The 15,246-nt window shown below is 46.4% G+C and carries 18 protein-coding genes and 3 tRNA genes; 16 read left to right on the forward strand and 5 right to left on the reverse strand.

The features are described from left to right. The 4 genes from AC9UEY_RS00005 to AC9UEY_RS00020 form a co-directional block, all read right to left on the reverse strand. Positions 1-57, reverse strand: a tRNA-Val gene (locus AC9UEY_RS00005). A 36-nt stretch (positions 58-93) separates the two neighbouring features. After that, positions 94-438 carry a phosphomannose isomerase type II C-terminal cupin domain gene (locus tag AC9UEY_RS00010; protein WP_509536139.1) on the reverse strand — a complete coding sequence of 115 codons (345 nt, stop codon included), beginning with the start codon at positions 436-438 and terminating at the stop codon, positions 94-96. A gap of 41 nt (positions 439-479) precedes the next feature. Further along, positions 480-553, reverse strand: a tRNA-Cys gene (locus AC9UEY_RS00015). A gap of 61 nt (positions 554-614) precedes the next feature. Further along, a tRNA-Gly gene (locus AC9UEY_RS00020) sits at positions 615-687 on the reverse strand. A gap of 101 nt (positions 688-788) precedes the next feature. On the opposite strand from AC9UEY_RS00020, the gene AC9UEY_RS00025 reads away from it, so the two are divergent. Genes AC9UEY_RS00025 through AC9UEY_RS00040 form a run of 4 tightly spaced genes read left to right on the forward strand, consistent with a single transcriptional unit; the run spans position 789 to position 5,027 of the window. Next, positions 789-1,748 (forward strand): chorismate-binding protein, encoded by a 960-nt coding sequence (locus tag AC9UEY_RS00025; protein WP_509536141.1) that lies wholly within the window; start codon positions 789-791, stop codon positions 1,746-1,748. Continuing rightward, positions 1,745-2,503 carry an aminotransferase class IV gene (locus tag AC9UEY_RS00030; protein ID WP_509536143.1) on the forward strand — a complete coding sequence of 253 codons (759 nt, stop codon included), beginning with the start codon at positions 1,745-1,747 and terminating at the stop codon, positions 2,501-2,503. Before AC9UEY_RS00025 ends, AC9UEY_RS00030 begins: the two co-directional genes overlap by 4 nt. A 4-nt stretch (positions 2,504-2,507) precedes the next feature. Further along, the gene (thrS, locus tag AC9UEY_RS00035) at positions 2,508-4,496 is read left to right on the forward strand and encodes a threonine--tRNA ligase (RefSeq protein ID WP_509536145.1); all 1,989 of its coding nucleotides are present in this window, start codon (positions 2,508-2,510) and stop codon (positions 4,494-4,496) included. 30 nt (positions 4,497-4,526) lie between these two features. Then, positions 4,527-5,027: an HIT family protein gene (locus AC9UEY_RS00040; protein WP_509536345.1), complete on the forward strand. Its 501-nt coding sequence runs from the start codon at positions 4,527-4,529 to the stop codon at positions 5,025-5,027. Here the strand turns inward: AC9UEY_RS00040 and AC9UEY_RS00045 are convergent, their stop codons facing one another. Continuing rightward, positions 5,028-5,612 carry a hypothetical protein gene (locus tag AC9UEY_RS00045; RefSeq protein ID WP_509536147.1) on the reverse strand — a complete coding sequence of 195 codons (585 nt, stop codon included), beginning with the start codon at positions 5,610-5,612 and terminating at the stop codon, positions 5,028-5,030. 24 nt (positions 5,613-5,636) lie between these two features. Between AC9UEY_RS00045 and pgsA the strand changes: the two genes are divergently transcribed. The 12 genes from pgsA to AC9UEY_RS00105 all read left to right on the forward strand — a co-directional run. Further along, positions 5,637-6,230 (forward strand): phosphatidylinositol phosphate synthase, encoded by a 594-nt coding sequence (gene pgsA, locus AC9UEY_RS00050; RefSeq protein ID WP_509536149.1) that lies wholly within the window; start codon positions 5,637-5,639, stop codon positions 6,228-6,230. Further along, positions 6,231-7,115: a phosphatidylinositol mannoside acyltransferase gene (locus tag AC9UEY_RS00055; protein ID WP_509536151.1), complete on the forward strand. Its 885-nt coding sequence runs from the start codon at positions 6,231-6,233 to the stop codon at positions 7,113-7,115. It begins immediately after the preceding gene. Further along, on the forward strand, positions 7,115-8,293 hold the full coding sequence (locus AC9UEY_RS00060; protein WP_509536153.1) for a glycosyltransferase family 4 protein: 1,179 nt from the start codon (positions 7,115-7,117) through the stop codon (positions 8,291-8,293). The genes AC9UEY_RS00055 and AC9UEY_RS00060 overlap by 1 nt, the downstream gene beginning before the upstream one ends. Continuing rightward, positions 8,293-8,796 carry a hypothetical protein gene (locus AC9UEY_RS00065; RefSeq protein ID WP_509536155.1) on the forward strand — a complete coding sequence of 168 codons (504 nt, stop codon included), beginning with the start codon at positions 8,293-8,295 and terminating at the stop codon, positions 8,794-8,796. The genes AC9UEY_RS00060 and AC9UEY_RS00065 overlap by 1 nt, the downstream gene beginning before the upstream one ends. Continuing rightward, the gene (locus AC9UEY_RS00070; RefSeq protein WP_509536347.1) at positions 8,786-9,781 is read left to right on the forward strand and encodes a DUF3048 domain-containing protein; all 996 of its coding nucleotides are present in this window, start codon (positions 8,786-8,788) and stop codon (positions 9,779-9,781) included. Before AC9UEY_RS00065 ends, AC9UEY_RS00070 begins: the two co-directional genes overlap by 11 nt. 40 nt (positions 9,782-9,821) lie before the next feature. Continuing rightward, a complete protein-coding gene (pdxS, locus tag AC9UEY_RS00075; RefSeq protein WP_509536157.1) occupies positions 9,822-10,709 on the forward strand; it encodes a pyridoxal 5'-phosphate synthase lyase subunit PdxS in 888 nt (295 codons plus the stop codon). An 11-nt stretch (positions 10,710-10,720) separates the two neighbouring features. Continuing rightward, a complete protein-coding gene (gene pdxT, locus AC9UEY_RS00080; protein ID WP_509536159.1) occupies positions 10,721-11,317 on the forward strand; it encodes a pyridoxal 5'-phosphate synthase glutaminase subunit PdxT in 597 nt (198 codons plus the stop codon). Between the two features lie 33 nt (positions 11,318-11,350). Beyond that, complete coding sequence (locus tag AC9UEY_RS00085) at positions 11,351-12,103, forward strand: YebC/PmpR family DNA-binding transcriptional regulator (protein WP_509536161.1); 753 nt, start codon at positions 11,351-11,353, stop codon at positions 12,101-12,103. A gap of 61 nt (positions 12,104-12,164) precedes the next feature. Then, complete coding sequence (gene ruvC, locus AC9UEY_RS00090; protein WP_509536163.1) at positions 12,165-12,704, forward strand: crossover junction endodeoxyribonuclease RuvC; 540 nt, start codon at positions 12,165-12,167, stop codon at positions 12,702-12,704. Continuing rightward, positions 12,701-13,315 (forward strand): Holliday junction branch migration protein RuvA, encoded by a 615-nt coding sequence (gene ruvA / locus AC9UEY_RS00095; protein WP_509536165.1) that lies wholly within the window; start codon positions 12,701-12,703, stop codon positions 13,313-13,315. The genes ruvC and ruvA overlap by 4 nt, the downstream gene beginning before the upstream one ends. Then, on the forward strand, positions 13,302-14,348 hold the full coding sequence (gene ruvB / locus AC9UEY_RS00100; RefSeq protein WP_509536349.1) for a Holliday junction branch migration DNA helicase RuvB: 1,047 nt from the start codon (positions 13,302-13,304) through the stop codon (positions 14,346-14,348). Before ruvA ends, ruvB begins: the two co-directional genes overlap by 14 nt. 11 nt (positions 14,349-14,359) lie before the next feature. Then, a partial coding sequence (locus AC9UEY_RS00105; RefSeq protein ID WP_509536167.1) for a preprotein translocase subunit SecD occupies positions 14,360-15,246 on the forward strand: 887 nt, incomplete at its 3' end.

Genomic DNA, 15,246 nt, shown 5'->3' on the forward strand with positions numbered 1-15,246 from the left:
TACTGGGATCGAACCAGTGACCCCCACAATGTCAATGTGGTGCTCTACCGCTGAGCCAACGATCCTTAGGTGGATGAACTATACAACAGTGATTTATCGGGCGTAATCATCCTCAATACGCTCAATATCATCTTCACCAAAGTAGGTGCCGGTTTGGATCTCCATGAAAACCAATTCATCAGTACCGCTGTTACCGATTCGGTGAAGTTGTCCCACTTCAACAGCGACTGTTTCACCCGGAAGCTTTGTAAATGTTTGACCATCAATGACAACAGTTGCAATACCGGAAACGATGACCCAATGCTCGCGACGCTTTTGATGACGTTGATATGAAAGACGAGTTCCTGGCTTTACATAGATGCACTTCACTTTATGAAGATCACTTTCCTGCAAAACTTCATAACGACCCCATGGTCGAGTTGAATCATCTGCAGACATTGTGCCTCCGTTATGTGTAGAGCGAACTCTTTCACTAATAATGGAGGTCGGGACGGGATTTGAACCCGTGTAGAGGGATTTGCAGTCCCTTGCCTCGCCTCTCGGCCACCCGACCATAGAAATAACGCCGTTAGATTTCATTCCCTAGAGAGATCAATCCATACGACGACTATCAGAGCGGACGACCGGGTTCGAACCGGCGACCTGAACCTTGGCAAGGTTCCGCGCTACCAACTGCGCTACGTCCGCGAGGAGGTTAAATCTATCGCAGGAGAGGCGTAAGCGCCAAAGTGAGGTTGATTGGTTAGCGTTAGCCCGTGCCATATGCGGAAAATTCTTCACTCTTTTGGATGGGCGGCAGGCTTGCCACCGATTTAATTGAAGTGTCACATGATCCCGGCTGTTTAGAAGATGGTGGTTTTTGGGCTGTATCAACAACATTTGAGAATGAATTTACAGCTGCAAAATTTGCAACAGTTGTAAACGCCCCCTTTCCAACTACTCCATGGATCCCAATGAAGGGGCTTTGGAGTTCATCACTTAACGCTGATCAATATGTTTCATACGTTGAACGAATCAGAAATTCAGTGGCAGAAGGTTGGGTCTATCAAGTAAATGCTTGTCGGCGATTGACTCATATAGATGAAGGTCAATCATTGCGCGGCCTCTTCTCTGAAATATTGAAGAATAACCCAGCACCGTGGGCAAGTTATTTCGAAGTTCCTGGAGTGATGATTGCATCTGCCTCACCTGAGTTATTTCTCAGCCGAAATGGTTCCACGATAAAAAGTTCACCGATTAAAGGCACTCAGCCTGCGAACTCGCAAGCCTTTGGAGTTAAGGACCAAGCTGAAAATGTCATGATCGTTGATTTGATGCGAAATGACTTTAGCCAAATCTGTAAGAGTGGAACAGTTGAAGTGCCGAGACTTCTTTCCAGTGAAGAGCATCCAGGGTTGCAACACCTTGTTTCAGATGTGCAGGGTGAGTTATTTGAAGACATTTCCTGGAGCGAAATCCTCACCGCACTATCTCCACCGGGTTCTGTCAGTGGTGCTCCTAAATCATCGGCCACACAGGTAATAGGTGCGAATGAAATTGCTCGGGGTCCATATTGCGGCGCACTTGGTTGGATTCAAGGTGATCAAGCAGTTCTCTCGGTAGCGATTCGCACTTTTTGGAAAGATTCGAGTATTAATTTTGGAACTGGGGCTGGGATTACGTGGGGTAGTGATGCACGCTCCGAATGGGAAGAAACTCAACTCAAAGCCAAGCGACTCATCGCCATTGCTGGGGGAGAGCTAGTATGAAAGTCATAGCTAATGGAGCTCTTATTCCACTTGAGCAATCACGATGCAACGAACTTGGATGGCTAGATGGTGCGGGCATATTTGAGACTATTAAAACTGTTGATGGAAAACCGTGGGCTCTGTCCCGTCATATGCGAAGAGTGGTCAATAGTTCGGCCAGAGAAAAGATTTCCTTGCCCAGCGAAGAACTTGTTCGGGAGTCTATTGCTACATTGCTAAAAGAGGAAAGTCACGCCACCGGCCACTTGCGGGTTTCTTTTGACGCGACGGGAAATTGGGCTGCAGTTCATCTTGCCTACAAAGAAGTGAGCGCACCTGCAAAAGTGGGCACGCATCCTGTTGCATTAGTAATGGATGGTGTCTCTGTAAAAAGCTATCCATATGACCATCGCCTTGAAATTCTTGAACGAGCTCGCATTAATGGTTTTGATGAAGCGCTAGTAACAAGCTCTGATGGAAAAATCTGTGAGGGTTCGGTCACGAATGTGCTCCTAAAAATTGCAGGCAAATGGTGCACCCCACCTCTTTCTGATGGCGTCCTTGCTGGGGTAATGCGTGCTTTAGTTATTGAGAACTGCGATGTCATGGTTCGATCTATAGGTGTATCTGAAATTGGAGATATTGAATCAGCATTCTTGTTAAGCAGTCTTCGAATAGCACAGCCAATTGCTTCAATAGATGGACGGGAATTATCCCAATCACCTGAATTTCGGGATGAAATAGAAGCGATGGCGCTTAGGACTTCGGTAGGCTAGGTACATGGCCCGGATATCGATCACAGTTGATGGCGTAAAGCTTTACGTAGAAGCCGATCAACGTCCGACTCATATCTTTGCCGATAACAAAGAAGTTGTTGTTTGCACAGTCAACGGAATCCTCAAGGATTTATGGACTGATCTTGTTGATGGCGATGTAGTCGTGTCAATTGTAATTTCGTCACCTATTGGCCTTGAAGTTCTACGACACTCAACTGCACACGTTATGGCACAAGCTGTGCAAGAGCTCTATGCCAATACACGTCTTGGTATTGGACCGCCCATTAAAGATGGTTTTTATTACGACTTTGATCCAGAGAACACATTTAATCCAGATGATTTAACAAAGATCGAAAGTGCGATGCGCAAGATCATCAAAGAAGGTCAGCGTTTCAAGCGACGCGTAACAACAGAGGCAGATGCCTTAAAAGAGTTGGCCCATGAGCCATATAAGTGTGAATTGATTGGCATCAAAGGTTCTGCAGGCGTAGAAGCATCAGTTGAAGTAGGCGGAGCTGAACTAACTATGTATGACAACTTAGGTCGAGATGGTAATCCTGTGTGGAGTGATCTATGTAGAGGCCCGCATTTGCCGTCAACAAAACAAATTCCAGCATTCAAACTGATGCGAACAGCGGCGGCATACTGGCGTGGTTCTGAAAAGAATCCAATGTTGCAACGTATTTATGGAACTGCGTGGCCTTCGCAAGATGAACTCAATGGTCATCTAGAATTTTTGGCAGAGGCAGAAAAGCGAGATCACCGCCGCTTAGGTACTGAACTTGATCTATTTTCATTTCCTGAGGAGATTGGTTCAGGTCTTGCGGTGTTCCATCCAAAGGGTGGCATCGTGCGCCGTGCGATGGAGGATTACTCACGAACTCGTCATGAAGAAGAGGGGTATGAGTTTGTGTACTCACCTCACTTAACGAAGGCAGCTTTGTTTGAAACTTCTGGCCACTTGCAGTGGTATGCCGATGGAATGTATCCACCAATGATTTTGGATGAAGAGCACAACGATGATGGAACCGTTAAGCGTGCTGGTCAGCAGTACTACATGAAGCCTATGAATTGTCCATTCCACAACTTAATCTATAGATCTCGTGGCCGTTCATACCGTGAGCTTCCACTACGTTTATTTGAATTTGGAACGGTTTATCGTTACGAAAAATCTGGTGTTCTCCACGGTATTACTCGTGCTCGCGGCTTTACACAAGATGATGCGCATATCTACTGCACAAAGGAACAAATGGTGGGTGAACTTGATTCATTGCTTACCTTTGTCCTGAATCTTCTTCGCGATTATGGTTTAAATGATTTCTATCTTGAGCTTTCAACAAAGAATCCTGAAAAGTTTGTTGGTGAGGAGTCAGATTGGGCTGAAGCAACCGAAGCACTTCGCAAAGCTGCTACCGCACAAAAGCTAGAGCTTGTTTTAGATGAAGGTGGCGCCGCGTTTTATGGTCCTAAGATCTCAGTTCAGGCGAAGGATGCAATTGGTCGCACATGGCAGATGTCCACGATCCAGGTCGATTTCCAGCTGCCTCAACGTTTTGAATTGGAATATTCAGCCACAGATGGAACTCGCCAGCGCCCTGTAATGATTCACCGAGCATTGTTTGGATCTATTGAACGTTTCTTTGGTGTTCTAACTGAGCACTACAGCGGTGCCTTCCCACCATGGCTTGCACCTGTTCAAGCTATAGGTATTCCGGTTGCCGATACTTTTGCTGATTACTTAGGTGATGTGATTGCGCAAATGCGCAAGGCCGGCATCCGTGCAGAACTTGATTCATCAGATGATCGAATGCAAAAGAAGGTTCGTAACGCTCAAATGCAGAAGATACCTTTCATGGTCATTGCCGGCGAAGAGGATCAAAAGGCTGGGGCTGTCTCCTTCCGTTATCGCAATGGTGAGCAGAAAAATGGAATTCCTATTAAAGATGCCATCGCGGAGATCAAAAAGGTAGTTCAGGAACGTACGCAGGTTTAAGCAGTGAGTAATTCAATTGATGGTGCGGGAATGCCAGATGGCTGGCAACGTCTTTGGGCTCCACACCGCTTGGAGTATTTACGTGGAGAAAATCGTCCACTAGAAGGAAATGATGTTGGTTGTCCCTTTTGCAGAGTTCCAACATTGCAGGATGAAGAGGGTTTGCTTGTTTATCGTGGCCAATCTGCCTACGTGGTCATGAATCTTTATCCATACAACCCAGGCCACCTATTGATCTGTGCTTACCGACATGTCCCAGACCTGACAGATTTATCAGATCAGGAGCGAAATGAAATTGGCGAATTGACCGCTCACGCTATGAAAACCATCCGCGCCGTTTCTAACCCTGAAGGTTTCAACCTTGGAATGAACCAAGGTGCTATCTCAGGAGCTGGAATCGCAGAACATATTCATCAGCACGTAGTACCTCGTTGGGGAGGGGATGCAAACTTTATGCCGGTAATTGGTAAGACAAAAGTTCTTCCACAGTTGTTAACCCTGACGCGAGCTGAAATTGCGGCTGCTTGGTAATTACAGAACTAGTTGCTGAATATAACTTTCAACGATATCGACACCAATGCCACGTTCGATCCATAGAGGAATTGCTGGGAAGAGTAAGCCAGCAATGAAAGCGTTTTCTCCAGAGGCTTCAAGTAACTCTAAGTACTCGAGGCGAAATTCTTGTACCAAAGTCTGATGCTCTTCATCGCTACCGTTAATTGTTTTCGGAGTTGTTGAGTAATCAATTATCTGGAGATCAGATAAACCGATGAGGGCAGCTGGTATTCCGGCTTCATCATGCAAAACCAAATAGGGCGTAATCATTTGATCAAATACGCGGGTTGCAATCATTACGGCATCATCAAAATCTGCTTCAAGTTTTTCTAGATGCGTTACAACGACAAGCCGTGGAACTTGATACGCGTCTAAGGCTTGCCACAAATCTATGGTCGCTTGATCAATACCCGCCGATGGATCGATTGCAAAGATAGCCAGATCAGATTCTGATTCAGCTTTTTCACATACTTGAGCCTTAAAGACGGAGGCCACCTGAGCGGGATCAGCGCTTGTGTGTCCATAGACGTGAATTCGCAGGTCGTTTATTTGAGATTGCACTGGCTCAGCCTACGATGGTCCTTGATGTTAAGTGCACGTTTAAAGCCGGCCGTCACGCGGGTCATTACCCCAGTGGCTTCCTTAGCCCTGCGCTTAGGGATTACTCCAAATGCAGTGACGTGGACTGGGGCTATAGCTGTTGTTACAGCCGCTCTCTATTTCTACCCCAGGGGTGAATTTTTCATAGGAACTGTGATCATCTGCGTGATGGCTTTGAGTGATTTGTTTGATGGAACCATGGCTCGCATTTCACAAAAGGGCTCGAGTAAATGGGGTGGATTTCTTGACTCCACAATCGATCGGATCACAGATTCTGCGATTCTTGTTGGTATTTCTATCTACCTGATCGATAAAGAGGACCCATTAGTAATCGTTGTAATGGTTACCTTAGTCACAGGAATCTTGGTGCCATATATACGAGCTAAGGCGGAATGTTTTGGAATTGAATGCTCGGGCGGCATTGCCGAACGTGCAGAGAGATTAATGATTTCTTTAGCAGCAATCGGTTTTAATGGTCTTGGAGTTCCATACATTCTTTCTGTCGGCATGTGGTTACTAGCATTGCTGGGCACCTTTACAGTTCTTCAGAGAATGTTGATAGTTAAGCGAGCAATATAGATGAAAGACAATATTGCGGCATATGCATATTTTGCCGGGTGGCGAATTGTTCGTTGGTTACCAGAACGCACTGCTTACAGATTGGCATATTCAGTCGCTGAGTTCTTGATCAAACGTAATGGCAAGAGTGTTTCCCGATTGCGTTCAAATCTTCGACGAACTAAGCCAGATATGACTGACTTGAATTTAGATTTGCTTGTTATCGATGCCATGCACTCATATATGCGATATTGGTGTGACACATTCAGATTTCCAGACTGGTCGCCTGAGCGGGTTCGCGACACGGTTGCCGTTACAAATGAACATCTACTATTAGATGCAATCGCTGCCAAAACGGGGGTGATTGTTACTTTGCCACACGCTGGCAATTGGGATCATGCAGGTGCTTATTTTTGCGCAAAGGGCATTCCTCTTGTAACAGTTGCAGAACGCTTAAAACCGGAAAAACTCTTTCTGAAATTTCTCAGCTATCGACAAGCGATGGGTATGGAGGTTTTGCCTTTAGATGGAAGAGTTTTGGGTACTTTGGCACAGCGTCTACGACAAGGAGCACTCGTAGCTCTAGTTGCAGACCGCGATCTATCACGATCCGGAATTGATGTTGAATTCTTTGGCGGACCATCCCGCATGCCTGCTGGGCCAGCACTCCTTGCATTGAAAACAGGTGCACCTTTGATCACAGCATTCGTTTCTTATACAGAGACTGGAATTCATATTGATTTTAACGAGGTCTCCATCCCACCATCAGGAAGTGATGAAGCAAAAATTTCGAAGATCGTGCACAATATGGCTCAGTTATTTGAAAGTGGAATTTCCGCACATCCTCAGGATTGGCATATGTTGCAACGCATATGGACCGATGGCGACTTTGTGGAGCGGACTTGATGATCACCCGTGCTTTAAAGATCGGAATTGTCTGCCCGTATAGTTGGGATACACCTGGTGGAGTTCAAAACCATGTTCGTGATTTGGCTGAATATCTAATCGCTGCAGGACATCATGTTTCTGTTTTAGCACCAGTAATTGATGAAGAGAAGTTGCCAGATTATGTAGTTAATGCGGGAAAGCCAATTTCTATTCCATATAACGGAGCCGTGGCTCGTATTCTCTTTGGTCCTGTTGCTTTTGCACGCGTTCGTCAATGGATTTCACATGGTGACTTTGATCTCTTGCATCTACATGAACCAGCGATTCCTTCAATTTCATTGCTGGCTTGTTGGGCAGCAGATGGACCAATGGTGGGCACTTTTCATGCCGCAGCTAAGCGCCAAAAGATAATTTTCGCTATCGGTCCGATATTGGAACCTGCCATTGAGAAATTATCTGCTCGCATTGCTGTATCTGAAGCGGCACGACTTACCCTTACCGATCATTTGGACACAGATGCAGTTGTGATTCCCAACGGGATTTATGCCTCTCGCTATCAAAATGGCACGCCACAGGAAAAGTGGCAAGGAAATACCATTGGCTTCATCGGTCGATTTGGAGAACCTCGAAAGGGTTTAAGCATTTTGCTCGATGCACTACCCGTCATTGCTCGCTTTGCTCCGGATGTGAAGGTTTTTGTTGCTGGGCCGGGTGATCCCACAGAAGTTGAAAAAAATATCGATCCACAATTGCGACATCGCTTTACTTTCCTAGGCAAGATCTCAGAGGCAGATAAAGCCAACTTCATGTCATCGGTTGCACTCTATGTTGCACCTAATACTGGCGGAGAATCTTTTGGAATTATCTTGGCTGAGGCGTTAGCTGGGGGAGCGTGTGTGGTAGCAAGTGACATCCCAGCATTTGATGATTTATTGGGCCATGGTGAATTTGGTGCGATATTTAAGTCAGAAGATTCAACCGAATTGGCAAAAGTGATTATTGATCTATTGCGTGATGAGAAGAAAAGATCAGAACTTGCATCTGCTGGTCGAGTAAGAGGCCAAAGCTTTGATTGGGAAATTATTGCGCAGCAAATCTATTCAGTATATGAAATGTCGATAGTTGGGAGCCAGAAGGTAAAGTTGGCGTCAGATACCCGATCGTGGAATCGCTTTCTTTCAAAGGATGACAAGTGATGACAAATTGGGTGCTAACAGCTTTCCTTCTCTTGACTTCGCTGTGGTATCTAACATTTTTGGCTACACGATTAGATCGGTTACATCATCGCGTAGAAACCAGTTGGGCAAATCTTGATGTTCTACTTCAGAAAAGAGCATCCGTTGCTTTGGAGATTGCACATAGCGATATAGCCGATCCTGCTTCATCCTTGTTATTGACAGGTGCTGCGTATCAGGCAAGAGATGCTGATATCAAAAGCAGATCTGCAGCTGAAAGTGGTCTGTCGGGGGCGCTAGGTTTGTTGCTTGAAGATTCTGAGCATCTTTCAACTGCGGCAGATAACGCCCTCCTAACAGAGCTCTCGGCACTAACAGACAAAATACGAGTTGCTATCGCATTACACACGGATGCGGTCACGCGCACACAAATGGTCCGCAGCAAATTCATCGTGAAAGTATTTCGTTTGGCAGGTACAGCGCCACTTCCTGTTACCTATGAATTTGAGTCAGATGTGCTCTAAGAAGACCATAAGTATTGGTGTCACAACCTGTTTGCTGTTAACTGGATGCTCTGTTGTGTCAAAGATTCTTCCTGATAGAGCAATTACTAATGTGTTTAGTGGTCGCGAGGGATCTAATGGCCCGGTATTAGTTGTGAAGATTGATGACACGACTCAAGCGCATCCTCAGATTGGGCTAGAGGATGCAGACATTGTTTATATCGAACAAGTAGAAGGTGGCCTCACACGATTGGCGGCTGTTTTCTCATCTGTAATTCCCGAACGTATTGGTCCGGTACGAAGTGCACGTATTTCAGATATCGAAATATTGTCCCAATTTGGTCGTGTTGCTTTTGCCTACAGTGGTGCTCAAAGCAAATTGCTGCCAGTGATCGCTGCTGCAAATCTTCAGGACTTAGGTGCGCAAAGACAGAGTCCAACCATTTTCACAACTGACCCAAACCGAACACAACCATATGCGATGGTGCTCCGAGCAGACTTACTCATGCAGCTCATCAAGGACAAAGATTTTCACATCGATTCTGCAAAAAACGTTGGATTTGCCTTTGGTCTACTACCCGAAGGGGGAGCACCAACAGATAAAGTTGTTATGCATTGGCCAGCTGCTACTTACTCTGCAGCTTGGTCTGTAGATGAGTCTCGTTGGCTGTTATCGCATAACAACGTTGTCAATTTTGCAGACTCAGGTTTTGTTTTAGGTCCAAGTACATTAGTTATACAAATGGTCTCTATAGTCCCTTCTGAATACAAAGATAAAGTTGGGGGGGTAACTCCATTTTCTCAAACGGTCGGTTCTGGTAAGGCCTATGTTCTGCGTGATGGCCAACGGTTTGCAACAACATGGAGCAGGCCATTTCCTGAGGGTGGAACCACCTTTACTCTTGCTGATGGAACTGTAATGAACTTCGATCCAGGACAGATTTGGATCGCCCTGACAGATCGTGAGCCTGATTTCACCTCGCCACTTGTGGCTAGGACAAAGTAGTATTGCGTTCTATCATTCGATTGAAGCGGAGTAATTGGACATGACTGAAGTAACTGGTACGGCTCGCGTTAAGCGCGGAATGGCAGAGATGCTTAAGGGTGGCGTCATCATGGATGTCGTCAACGCCGAACAAGCAAAGATTGCTGAAGATGCCGGAGCTGTTGCAGTAATGGCGCTAGAGCGCGTGCCTGCTGATATTCGCGCGCAAGGTGGCGTTGCTCGCATGTCTGATCCAGACATGATTGAGAGGATTCAAGCCGCTGTTTCAATCCCAGTTATGGCAAAGGCTCGTATTGGCCACTTTGTTGAAGCCCAGGTTCTGCAATCTTTAAACGTCGATTACATCGATGAGTCAGAGGTCTTAACACCTGCTGATTATGAAAACCATATTGATAAGTGGGATTTCACAATTCCTTTTGTTTGCGGAGCCACAAATCTTGGAGAGGCACTTCGCCGTATTAATGAAGGCGCAGCAATGATCCGATCAAAGGGTGAGGCTGGAACTGGTGATGTTTCAAATGCTATGCAGCACATGCGCAAGATTGGTGGAGAAATTCGTCGCTTGTCATCAATGCGTGAGGATGAACTCTATGTTGCAGCTAAGGAATTGCAGGCACCATTCGCGCTAGTTAAAGAGGTAGCAGAAACTGGCAGGCTCCCAGTTGTTCTCTTTACTGCAGGCGGTATCGCAACACCAGCGGATGCGGCATTAATGATGAGCATGGGCGCAGATGGTGTGTTCATTGGTTCTGGAATTTTCAAGTCAGGAAATCCTGCACAACGCGCAGCAGCTTGTGTGAAGGCAACAACGTTTTGGGATGATCCAAAGGTTGTGGCAGATGCATCACGTGGCTTAGGTGAAGCAATGGTTGGAATTAACGTCGCAGATTTGCCGGCGCCACATCGTCTTGCTGAGCGCGGTTGGTAATTTTTTAACCAATGAAGGTAGGAGTATTAGCTCTTCAGGGTGATATCCGTGAACACGTAAGTGCGCTCATCACCTGCGGCGTTAATCCGATAGCCGTTCGACGATCTAGTGAGATAGATCGTATTGATGCCTTAGTTCTACCAGGCGGAGAATCAACAACTATCGCTCAGCTCTCTGAAGTTTTTGGTATTTATGATCAGATCAGAGGCCGTATTGCAGCGGGTATGCCAGTTTATGGTTCATGCGCAGGAATGATTCTTCTTGCCAATGAAATCTTGGATGCTAAGCAAGGTCAAAAGAGTTTTGGTGGATTGGATATAACAGTCCGGAGAAATGCTTTTGGTCGACAGGTTGATTCATTCGAATCCGATATTTCATTTGATGATGGATCTGCAGATCTAATTCGCGCCGTATTTATTCGTGCACCGTGGGTTGAAAGAGTGGGCGATGGGGTTCAGGTGCTGGCATCTGTTGATAAACATCCAGTGGCAGTGCGCTCACAAACTTTGCTTGCAACCTCATTCCACCCTGAAATAACGGGGGATCACCGGGTCCATCGTTACTTTATTGAGGAAGTGGCACGGCCTGCATTAGAGAAGGTAAAGTAAACTCATCGTTTAACGTCAGATTGAGGTGTTCCAATGTCCGGCCATTCCAAATGGGCGACGACCAAGCACAAGAAGGCGATCATTGATAGTCGCCGTGCAAAGGTATTTGCAAAGCAGATTCGTGCGATTGAAGTTGCAGCTCGTAATGGTGGCGCAGACATGGATGGCAATCCAACTCTCTTTGATGCGGTGGCAAAAGCTAAAAAGTCTTCGATGCCGGCGGATAATATTGATCGTGCGATCAAGCGTGGTGCAGGTCTTGAAGCAGGCGCAAAAGACTGGATTACAATTATGTATGAGGGTTATGGCCCAAATGGCGTGGCCATCATGATCGAATGTTTATCTGATAACCGCAATCGTTCAGCATCCGAAGTTAAAGTTGCAGTAACTCGTAACGGTGGATCGATGGCAGATCTTGGATCAGTGTCATACCTGTTCAATCGCAAGGGTGTGGTCATTGTTAAAAAAGATGGAGCGTTAACCGAGGATTCAATCTTGGAAGCGGTTCTGGAAGCGGGCGCAGAAGAGGTAAATGATTTGGGCGAGGCATTTGAAATTGTGAGCGAACCTGTTGATCTAGTTCCGGTGCGCACAGCGCTGCAAAGTGCCGGCATTGATTACGAATCGGCTGATTCCTCATTCTTGCCTTCTATGTCCATTCCGCTTGATGCTGATGGCGCTAAAAAGGTTTTCGAACTCATTGATGCTATTGAAGAGCTAGATGATGTGCAGAATGTGTATAGCAACTTTGATGTTTCTGACGAGGTTATGGCGAGCCTCGATTAAGTATTTGTCTCTCATCTCTAGGCTTGAGGACTGAACTAACGAGAAAGTATGAGGCTAAGAAATGAGAGTTTTGGGCGTTGATCCTGGCCTTACTCGCTGCGGTGTCGGCATAGTTGAAGGTGCTGTGGGTTCGCCTATTTCATTAGTTGGTGTTGGGGTAATTCTTACCCCAACGGAGGCCGCGCTTGATCAACGCTTGCTGGACTTGGACCAACAACTTTCTGAGTGGATAAATCTTTGGAAGCCCGATGTGATTGCAGTTGAACGGGTTTTTTCTCAACACAATGTCAGAACCGTAATGGGCACAGGACAAGCAGCAGGAATTGCTCTACTACTTGCCGCCAAAGCTGGCATCCCTGTCATGATGCACACGCCATCTGAGGTCAAAGCCTCAGTTACGGGAAGTGGTCGAGCAAACAAAGCGCAGGTTGCTTTAATGGTTCAGAAAATTCTAAACCTTGACACGATCCCAAAGCCGGTAGATGCAACCGATGCATTGGCACTTGCTATTTGTCATATTTGGCGCGGGGGCGGAAATACAAAAATCGCCCAAGCGCTAGCTGCCGAACAATCACGGCTAAAAAAGTTGCGTGCTCAATGATTTCATTATTGACAGGAACTGTGCGATCAATATCAACAGATCGACTAATAGTTGAGGTCGGTGGTTTTGGAGTCTCTGTTTTGGTTAACCCACAAACTGCAGCACAAGTAACTCTTGGTTCTCAGGTCCAGTTGTTTACATCTCTGGTTGTTCGTGAGGATTCGCTAACACTGTTTGGTTTCATCAATGATGAATCTCGTTCACTTTTTGAATTGGTGCAAACGGTTTCTGGCATTGGCCCAAAGGTCGCACTGTCGATCTTGGGAGCACTGACACCTGAAGATTTGGGTCGTGCGATTTCTCAAGAGGATATTGGCGCTATCGAAAAGGTTCCGGGCATAGGACGAAAAGGCGCACAGCGTTTAATTCTTGAACTTAAGGGCAAGTTAAGTGATCTTTCATCTGTTCATGCCTATAAGGGCCACCAACCAGCATGGCGAGAGCAATTAACGAGCGCACTCGTATCACTTGGTTTTTCTCCTAAGGAATCTGATGGCGCTATTTCGCACGTTATTTCTTCCTTGCAAGCAGATGGAACTGATGCCGCTCAGTTAGATTTAAGTGAGTTATTAAAGCTAACCCTTGCAAGTGGAAAGAGTGCCCGTGGCTGATGATCGCTTAGTGACACCACAAATTAAGGGTGAGGAATCGGCTGTGGAGCATGCGTTGCGCCCAAAAACGTTAAATGATTTTGTTGGCCAAAACCGTGTGCGTGAACAGATCGATGTTTTATTGACGGCAGCGCGCCACCGTAATTCTCCCGCCGATCACATTTTGTTGTCAGGTCCGCCAGGTTTGGGCAAGACAACTCTTGCTTTAATTTTGGCAAGTGAGATGCAAGCACCAATTCGCATTACAAGTGGACCTGCGATCACACATGCTGGAGATCTTGCAGCAATTCTTTCTTCACTAGTTGAAGGTGAGATTTTATTTTTAGATGAAATTCATCGCCTGCCTAGACCTGCTGAGGAGCTTTTGTACTTAGCAATGGAAGACTTTCGTGTTGATGTCGTTGTTGGCAAGGGTCCTGGGGCAACGGCTATTCCCTTGCAACTTCCACACTTCACTTTGGTAGGTGCAACAACCCGCGCTGGATTGCTGCCGAGTCCACTGCGCGATCGATTTGGGTTTACAGCACATCTTGACTTCTATGATGAAAAAGACATTGCTCACGTGATTACGCGAAGTTCGGAATTGCTCAAGATTGTTATCGACAAAGATGCGATCGTTGAGGTTGCAGGGCGATCTCGTGGAACCCCTCGTATTGCTAATCGATTGTTGCGCCGTGTTCGTGATTATGCACAAGTACAAGGTAGAGCGCGCATCTCGTTAGCTGATGCTATGTCAGCTTTGCAGATGTATGAAGTTGATGAGCTAGGTCTAGATCGCCTCGATCGTGGTGTTTTAGTTGCGCTAGTTGAAAGATTTAATGGGGGACCAGTTGGGCTTTCTACGTTGGCCATTGCTGTTGGCGAAGAGATTGAAACAGTTGAATCTGTAGCAGAACCATTCTTAGTTCGAAATGGCTTCATGGCCAGAACTCCACGGGGGCGAGTGGCCACAGCCCAGGGTTGGCGCCATATAGGACGAACACCACCTGCTGAGATTTCGACCCTTTTCGACTTACCAGCACCTGACGCCTAGACTCTCGCCCTATGTCTACATCTAATAAACCAGTAAAGACGGCTGCCCGCCCTGGCCGCACTTTAGCGATTCTAGGCTTGGTGCTTATTGCCATGACTAGCTTGGTTTTCATTCAAGGGGCAAAATCAGTTCGCTTAGGTCTAGATCTTCGTGGTGGCACTTCGGTCACTTTGCAACCAAGAATTGCACCGGGTGATGAAGGCAAGATCACTAGCGATGCGATCGATCAGGCGGTTTCAATTATCCGCCAACGCGTTAACTCATTGGGTGTTGCAGAATCAGAAGTTTCTGCGCAAGGTAGCGGCACAAATCGCCAGATTGTTATCTCAGTACCGGGGGACACTGGACGTCGCGTTGTTGAATTAGTTGGACAAACTGCAGAGTTACGTTTCCGTCAGGTTCTAGCATCTGCCTCTGGTATTCCTTCTGCAAGTGATGCAGCTGCAACACCTGTAGCAGGTGTGAGTGCTGAAGCAAATGCAAAGTTTGCAGCACTTGATTGTACGAAGGCTGAAAATCTTCAAGGCACTGGCGCAGATGCACCTACCGATACTTTAGTTGCATGTGATCGTGCTGGCGAAACCAAGTACATCTTGGCTCCAGCCGAAGTTCTGGGTCGACAGATTTCTAAAGCATCAGCAGGTTTGGACACTCAAGCCGGAAGTGCTTGGTATGTAAGTCTGACATTTAATAATGAAGGAACCTCTGCTTTTGGTGCGCTGACAGCTCGAGTTACATCACTCCCAGAACCGACAAATCAAGTAGCGATTGTTCTTGATGGTTTAGTTGTTTCATCACCACGAATTAATGAAGCTATTCCTTCGGGCACAGCGCAAATCACGGGAAGTTTCACTCAACTAGAGGCTCAAGATCTTGCAAATGTTCTTAAGTACGGTGC

Origin of the sequence: Candidatus Planktophila sp., from assembly GCF_040402275.1 — a bacterium.
Lineage (GTDB): Bacteria > Actinomycetota > Actinomycetes > Nanopelagicales > Nanopelagicaceae > Planktophila.